The following is a 7,277-nucleotide window of genomic DNA, read 5'->3' on the forward strand; positions in this document are numbered from 1 at the left end:
AGCTCGGTCCCGGGGAACCTCTAGAGTCAGAACGACAACCGACAGTTCATTTGCTGCAAGTCCGACCGCCGCATCGATTGATCCGGCGGATCCTATAACCCAAGCGTCAAGTCGCCGTCGACGGCCATTCGTCATGATCCTGCCATGCCACCGCAACATCGCGCCACGCGAATCAGCCAAAAAATCCACGGCACCCGACCGGCCCGCACTGGCGCTGAGTCGCTTGGTTCGCCATACTGTTTAAAATGCCCACCGCTGGCGAGCTTCCCGCTTGACCGATCCGCTCTTCGCCCCTGTCGAACTCACAGCGCCGGACATCGCGCCCTACCGGCGCGGCAACACCGGCATCGATCATGTCACCAGCCTGTCGGCGTCGGAGCCGGGGCCGCATGTGGTGCTGAACGCACTCGTCCACGGCAACGAACTGTGCGGCGCCATCGCGCTGGACGCCTTGCTGCGCATGGGGTTGCGGCCGACGCGGGGACGGCTGACCTTCGTCTTCGCCAACACCGCGGCCTACGCCACCTTCGACCGCCAGAACCCCTATGCCTCGCGCTATCTGGACGAGGATTTCAACCGGCTGTGGTCGCCGGACCAGTTGGATGGCCGGCGCGACAGCGTCGAGCTTCGGCGTGCCCGCCTTCTGCGCCCGGTCTATGAGTCGGCGGACCTGCTGCTCGACCTGCATTCGATGACGGCGGACACGGCCCCCCTGACCCTGTGCGGCCGCACCTCACGGGGACGGGATCTGGCGCTCGGCCTCGGCTATCCGGCCTGGGTGGTGGCGGACGGTGGCCATGCCGGCGGCAAACGCCTGATCGATTACGGCAACTTCGCCAAGCCCGAGGGATCGCACACCGCCATCCTGGTCGAATGCGGCCAGCATTGGCGGACCGAGACGGCGACGGTGGCGCTTGAAAGCTGCCTGCGCCTGCTTCTCGGCCTGGAGATGATAGCCCCCGACCATATCGCGCCGCCGTCCAACGGTCCGCGCCTGCGCCCGCGCACCGAGCCGCAGCGGGTGGTCGAGGTGACCGAAGCCGTCACCGCCGCCAGCGAGCGCTTCCGCTTCACCGCCCCCTTCGTCGGCATGGAGGTGATCGGCCGCGCCGGCACCGTCATCGGCTGGGACGACGAGCGCGCGATCGTCACACCCTATGACGATTGCGTCCTGATCATGCCCGCCCGCCGGGTGAAGGCTGGCCAGACGGCGGTGCGGCTGGGGCGGATCGTCGGCTAAAAGGGGACGAAGGGAGGCGAAGGCCGCCCCGCCTTACCGCCCCCGCCCTCACTTCGCCACCGGCTTGCCCTTCGTCCAGGTCGCGTTGGCGCTGAACAGCGGCACGGTCGAGATCGAGGTCTTGGCCGAGGCGTCCTTCACCTGTCGGCTGTACACCACATAAACCAGCGTGTCGTTCGGCCGGTCATAGATGCGGCGGATGGCGATCGACTTGAAGATCAGGCTTTTCCGTTCGGAGAAGACCTCCTCCCCCTTCTGCGACAGGTCGATGTCGCCCACCGTCACCGCCCCGGTCTGGCGGCAGGCGATGGAGGCGTTGGACGGATCCTCGAACCAGTTGCCCTTGCTCAGCCGGTCGATCAGGCTGCGGTCGAAATCGACCAGATGGCAGGTGATGCCCTTCACCTTGGGGTCTTCGATGGCCTGGACCTGCAGGCCGTTGCCGGTCCAGTCGTTGGAAAAGCGGCCGACGACATCGTCCGCCGCCAGCGCCGGGCGCGGTGGAAGCCCGGCGGTCAACAGGCCCAGAACCAAAAGGCCGGCGGAAACGTTCATCAGGGGAAACAGGCTGCGCATCGCGACTGGGTCTCCGACAAGGACGGGCGGGGACCGCGAGCGGCGCGGTCCGGCAAAACACTCCCCTAGATCGGAGGGTCGGGCGCCACCGTCAAGCGCCGTCCTTCGGAGGTCCGGCCACCGCGATGACAGACCGCAGCCAGTTCGCCTCCCTCCCGCCAGCGCATCCCCAACCACCGGAGGCGCCGCTCCCCGGCACGCCGGAACCGGTGACCCTGCCCCTGCCCCCGCCCGGCCACCGCCGCGACCCGCTGACCGTCGCCGTCGTCGGCCTGTTCGTCATCGCCGTGCTGTTCGCGCTGTATTTCGGGCGCGACGTGCTGCTGCCGATCATGCTGGCGCTGATCCTCAGCTTCCTGCTGCGGCCGCTGGTCCGCGCGCTCTACCGCGTCGGCGTGCCGGAGGGGATCGGCGCCGCCATCATGGTGATCACGCTGTTCGGCGGCGTGCTGCTGGCGGTCTACACCCTGTCCGCCCCGGCGGCGGAATGGGTGAACCGCATGCCGCGCGTCCTGCACGAGCTGGAATTCAAGCTGGGCGATGTGCGCGCCGGCATCGAACGCGCCCGCGAGGCCTCCCGCCAGATCGAGCAGATCACCAAGGAAACCGGCAACGATGCCGGGCCGATCCGCGAAGTGGTGGTGCGCGGCCCGACGCTGATGGAGCAGGCGCTCAGCCAGGTCGAATCGGTGCTCGCCAATGTCGTGATCCTGCAGGTGCTGCTCTATTTCTTCCTGGCGCGGGGCCGTCATTCGCTGGAGGCGCTGATCGGCACCATGCGCAACGTCGACGACCGCGTGCATTACGCCATGGTGGCGGCGACCCTGCAGCAGAACATCGCCGCCTATCTGCTGACCATCACCCTGATCAACGCCATCCTGGGGCTGGCGGCCGGGCTGGTCATGTGGCTGTGGGGGCTGCCGAACCCGGCCCTGTGGGGCGTGCTGGTGGCGCTCGCCAACTACATCCCCTTCATCGGCCCGGCGGTGATGACGGGCGTGTTCTTCCTGGTGTCGGTCCTGACCTTCGACAGCCTCGGCACCATCATCCTGCCGCCCTTGTCCTTCGTGGCGCTGACGACCATCGAGGGCAATTTCCTCACCCCGATGATCGTCGGCCGGCGGCTGTCGCTGAACCCCATCGCGGTGTTCGTGTCGATCCTGTTCTGGGGCTGGCTGTGGGGCATCCCCGGCGCGCTGCTGGCGGTGCCGATCCTGGCGATCCTGAAGATCCTGTTCGACGCGCATGAACCGCTGAAGCCGGTGGGGGCGCTGTTGGGGGGCTGAAAGGCGGAGCTTGGCCCCGCCCCTCTCAAGCCACCGAAGCCAGCGGCAGATTCACCAGCAGATTCTGCGGCTTCAGCTTCAGCCGCCGCCCCTCCGTCATCGCCAGCCCGAGATAGACCGGCCGGCCGGCGAGGTCGGGGCGCATGGCGGCGGGATCGGCGAAGTCGAGACGGAACAGGGCGAGGATGCGGCCCAGCCGGTCCTCCCCCACCTCGACGCCGTTGTACAGGTCGTTGAGGATCGCGGTGGCCGCACTGTCCAGCCCGACATGCCAGACCCAGCGGTCGTCGCGGATGGACTGCACCGGCTGGATGCTGACCGTGACGCCCAGGAAATGCGCGACCCAGGCCTCCAGCACGCGGGCCAGCGCATCCAGCCCGGCGGCGGCAAAGGTGATGTCGAGCACCGTGTCGTGGCGGGCATCGCGGCCCCAGTAGAGCGGGTGGTTGGTCTCGTCCAGAATGTCCAGCTCGACGCTGCGCGGCGTAGTACCGGCTTCCACCACCAGCCGGCCGAGCGAGCCGAAACCGCCGGATGCCGCCATGGTCTCTACGGTTTCCGCATCGGCGACGCGGACGCGGCCCTCCTCCACCGACACCGTCTGTTCGCGGAAGAACAGCTCCCCCGCCCGCGCGCGCAGGCCGGACGGGGTCTCGTCGAGGATGCCGCGCAGGATGGCATGGGCCAGTTGGTCGATGAACAGGCCGGGCACCCCGCGCGCCCCCTCGCGGAACAGGCGGATATAGCAGCCCTCCAGCGTCCCGGCGGCGAGCAGCCGGTCGCGGAACCCCAGCCAGACCTGGAAATTCTCCCGCGCGTCGGGATCGGCGATGGCGTCGAGCAGCGGGACGGGCACCGTCCGCGCCGGATCGTCGAGCAAGGCCGCATGCAGCGTGCGTTCGGCGTCGCAGGCTTCGTCCGGCGGGCGCATCTCGGGCCGGAGCAGGTAGGCGCGCAGGAAATCGGGCGTTACCGCCAGATGATTGTCGACGTCGCGGGTCAACAGGTGGAAACCGGACGCCGTCCAGAAATCGGTCATGCTGCTGGGCACCTTTGGTCCTGAAGGCGCCTATCCGACGACAGAGCCGCCGGCCGGCGCAAGAGCCTTGTGTGAAAGCGTCCGGTCGAGGAAGGCGTCGATGTCCGCCCACACCCGGTCGCGGATGGCGTCCTCCTCCATCAGCAGCTCGTGCCGGGCGCCGGGATACTCGACGAGATGGGCGTTGCCGAGCCGGGCGGCCACCGCCCGGTGCGCCGCCGCCCGCACCACCCGGTCCGCCGGCGCGCTCAGCAGCAGCACCGGCGTGCCCACCCGCTCCAACGGCAGCCTGTCGCGCAGCGCCTCCTCGGCATCGAGCGCGGCGGCAACCCAGGCGAAGCTGACGCCACCGACGCGCAGTTCCGGCCGCTCGGCAAAGGGGCCGTGGAAGGCGGCGTAGCGCCGCGGATCGGCAGTGATCCTGTTGTCCAGGCGGAAGCGTCCCTCCGCCGGATCGTAATCGCCCTGCCCCAGCGCATAGCGGGCGCCCTGGCCGCAGGTGAGCCCGAGGCTGGCCAGCACCCGCACCAGCCAGCGCGGCAGCAGGCCACTGTTGATGGCGTACATCGGCGCCGCCAGCAGCACGGCGGCATAGCGGCCGGGATCGTCGCCGACATGGCGGGCCAGGGCGAGCGTGGCCACCAGCGCGCCCATGGAATGGGCCAGCAGGATGACCGGCCCGCCCGTCGCCGCCGCGACCGGCGCCACCACCTGCCGATGGATTTCGTCGAGGTCGTCCACCAGCGTCGTGAAATCCGTCAGGTGATGGATTTGCCGGTTGGGCAGCGGCCGGTCGGACAGGCCCTGGTTGCGCCAGTCGAACGCCACCACCCGGAAGCCGCGGGCGGTCAACGCGCCCACGGTCTCGGCATATTTCTCGATGAATTCCGCCCGGCCGGTCAGCACCAGGGCCGTGCCGCGGACCCGCTCCGGCACCGGCCAGACGGCGACGCGCAGCCGCACCCCGTCGCGCATCGCGACGTGACGCATCTCCACCGGGGCGCCATCGCCATTGGAGACGCGATCCGCCGCGAATTCGGATGCAGTCCAGACGGCATCATCGGCCATGCTTTCTCCCCTGACCGTTGTGTTATGGACCGGAGGGGCACCCACAAGGGCAAACCACTCCGAATTCGTCAAAGCATTAGAAACCGGAAATAGTGTGGATGTCTTGCATCGGCTCTGCGAGGGAACTCTTTTCCTTGAGTGGCGTTGGTCCGCGGTTGGAGGTGTACCGATGAAGACAACACGCATCATCGTCCTGGCGCTTGCCGCCGCGACCCTGAGCGGGACTGCCGTCCCGGTATTGGCGAACGGGAAGGCCAAGGTTCCGCCCGTGCATGTCGAACATGAGGATGGCGAGGAGATCCTCGTCCCACAGGGGGAAGCGTCCTTCTACAGCCAGAAGTTCCCGGCCGCACCACGGCGAGCGGCGAAACGATGAACCAAAAAAGGCGACGGCGCCTCGGGCACCTTGCCGCTCGGCGCCAGGGGACCGTCACCACCAGGACAACGGCAAGAGCGTTGACGTCATCGTCAACGACCGCGGCCCCTATGTCGATGGCCGGTGATCAACCTGTCGCGCTCCGCCGCCAGGAAGCTGGACATGATCGAGGACGGCACCGCCCCGGTGAAGGTGGAGGTCAAGCCGTCGGAACAGCCGACCGACACCGCCCGCGAAAAGGTGGAGGAGAAGGTGGACCAGCTGACCCCCGGCAATCAGGTCGCCCAGGGCGACGGCAACCGGAACAGCGGGACTTCCGGCGGGAGCAGAAGCGACACAGTGTCGCACTCCGGTTCCGGCAAGTAATGCTGCGGCGCGGCGAAAAGGGCTTCCGATTCGCCGCCTCCGCCGCCGGATTTCCATTGCGCCGGCGAACCAACAGTCATCATACGGTCAAGCTGTTGAAAAGAACGGGACTTCGCCAGTTTCATTTCAGCCGGCGGCAGAAAAGTCGCACCCATGGCGCCGCACGGGTCGGAGGGGGATGAGCTTTTCCGATAAGCCCATGATCCGCCATCACTTCTCTCCTGTTACCTCGGACGGGAAGTAATCCATTACCGCCAAACGGCTCTCCATTGCGACGAAGCCTGACGAAAAGGGCCAGCGGGGGTCGCGCGGACTTGTGTGGAGCGTTAGAGATTTTTTTGCATTTTTGGAGGAGACGTGGTGCCATTCCCATCGCTGCGATGCACATGACGCATTGCAGCGAACGGCGCGGCGCCCTTTGCGTCAGACGCCGGAACAGGCACCGAGAGAAAGAGGAATTGCTGCGATGGACGACGTGCGTCAGGTCCGCAAGGATACCGAAGGCTACTGCATCGAAGACCTGTCCGTCGGCATGACGGCCAGCTTCGCCAAGACGGTGACGGAAGCCGACATCGTCCTGTTCGCGGGCATTTCCGGCGACACCAACCCGGTCCACATCAACCAGGAATACGCCGCCACGACCATGTTCCAGGGCCGCATCGCCCACGGCATGCTGACGGTCGGCTTCATCTCGGCCGTTCTCGGCACCAAGCTGCCGGGGCCGGGCTGCATCTACATGAGCCAGACGCTGAAGTTCAAGGCGCCGGTCCGCGCCGGCGACACCGTCACCGCCCGCGCCACCGTCACCGAACTGATCCCGGAGAAGCGCCGCTGCGTCATCAAGACCGTCTGCACCGTCGGCGAAACCGTGGTGGTCGAGGGCGAGGCGCTGCTGATGGTCCCGTCCCGCGGCTGATATCCCAACGCTGTTCGGGCTGCTTGAGGTCGTAAAACACGCCGGCGCGTTTACCCCGCGCCGGCGTCGGTCTATATAGACGCCCGAGCAAGCGGACCCGCCGGGGTCCGCCCACAGCACCGGGGCGCGCATGCGACTGTACAGACACACCGCCGACCTGCCGGCCGAAGAGCGGGGCGCCGTCGTGGCGCTCGGCAATTTCGACGGCGTCCATCGCGGGCATCAGACGGTCATCGGCACCGCCCAGCGTCTTGCGGCGGAGATGGGCGTTCCCTCGGCCGTCGTCACCTTCGAGCCGCACCCGCGCAGCGTCTTCCGTCCCGACGACCCGCCCTTCCGCCTGACGCCCTTCCGGGTCAAGACCCGCATATCGAGGCGCTGGGCGTCGACCAGATGATCGTCTGCCATTT

The 7,277-nt window shown here is 67.6% G+C and carries 8 protein-coding genes and 1 pseudogene; 6 read left to right on the forward strand and 3 right to left on the reverse strand.

The features are described from left to right. The first annotated feature begins 271 nt into the window (after positions 1-271). Complete coding sequence (locus I71_RS20475) at positions 272-1,240, forward strand: succinylglutamate desuccinylase/aspartoacylase family protein (protein WP_042697270.1); 969 nt, start codon at positions 272-274, stop codon at positions 1,238-1,240. Between the two features lie 48 nt (positions 1,241-1,288). Here I71_RS20475 and I71_RS20480 read toward each other — a convergent pair whose 3' ends face one another. Further along, positions 1,289-1,816: a CreA family protein gene (locus I71_RS20480; RefSeq protein WP_083897285.1), complete on the reverse strand. Its 528-nt coding sequence runs from the start codon at positions 1,814-1,816 to the stop codon at positions 1,289-1,291. A 125-nt stretch (positions 1,817-1,941) separates the two neighbouring features. Between I71_RS20480 and I71_RS20485 the strand changes: the two genes are divergently transcribed. After that, the gene (locus I71_RS20485; protein WP_042697273.1) at positions 1,942-3,102 is read left to right on the forward strand and encodes an AI-2E family transporter; all 1,161 of its coding nucleotides are present in this window, start codon (positions 1,942-1,944) and stop codon (positions 3,100-3,102) included. A 25-nt stretch (positions 3,103-3,127) separates the two neighbouring features. Here I71_RS20485 and I71_RS20490 read toward each other — a convergent pair whose 3' ends face one another. After that, the gene (locus tag I71_RS20490; protein WP_042697277.1) at positions 3,128-4,141 is read right to left on the reverse strand and encodes a DUF6352 family protein; all 1,014 of its coding nucleotides are present in this window, start codon (positions 4,139-4,141) and stop codon (positions 3,128-3,130) included. A gap of 30 nt (positions 4,142-4,171) precedes the next feature. Beyond that, positions 4,172-5,209, reverse strand: a complete 1,038-nt coding sequence (locus tag I71_RS20495) for an alpha/beta hydrolase (RefSeq protein ID WP_049976216.1) — start codon at positions 5,207-5,209, stop codon at positions 4,172-4,174. Between the two features lie 169 nt (positions 5,210-5,378). On the opposite strand from I71_RS20495, the gene I71_RS39960 reads away from it, so the two are divergent. The 4 genes and pseudogenes from I71_RS39960 to I71_RS20510 form a co-directional block, all read left to right on the forward strand. Then, positions 5,379-5,585, forward strand: coding sequence for a hypothetical protein (locus tag I71_RS39960; RefSeq protein WP_244433949.1), 207 nt, complete (start codon positions 5,379-5,381; stop codon positions 5,583-5,585). Positions 5,586-5,708: 123 nt separating this feature from the next. Continuing rightward, entirely contained in the window at positions 5,709-5,951 is a 243-nt protein-coding gene (locus I71_RS39965) for a septal ring lytic transglycosylase RlpA family protein (protein ID WP_244433950.1), read from the forward strand. Positions 5,952-6,417: 466 nt separating this feature from the next. Beyond that, positions 6,418-6,867 (forward strand): MaoC family dehydratase, encoded by a 450-nt coding sequence (locus tag I71_RS20505; RefSeq protein ID WP_042697280.1) that lies wholly within the window; start codon positions 6,418-6,420, stop codon positions 6,865-6,867. Positions 6,868-6,997: 130 nt separating this feature from the next. Continuing rightward, a pseudogene (locus tag I71_RS20510) lies at positions 6,998-7,277 on the forward strand (adenylyltransferase/cytidyltransferase family protein); the annotation flags it as partial.

It is taken from the genome of Azospirillum sp. B506 (assembly GCF_000333595.1).
Classification (GTDB): Bacteria; Pseudomonadota; Alphaproteobacteria; order Azospirillales; family Azospirillaceae; genus Azospirillum.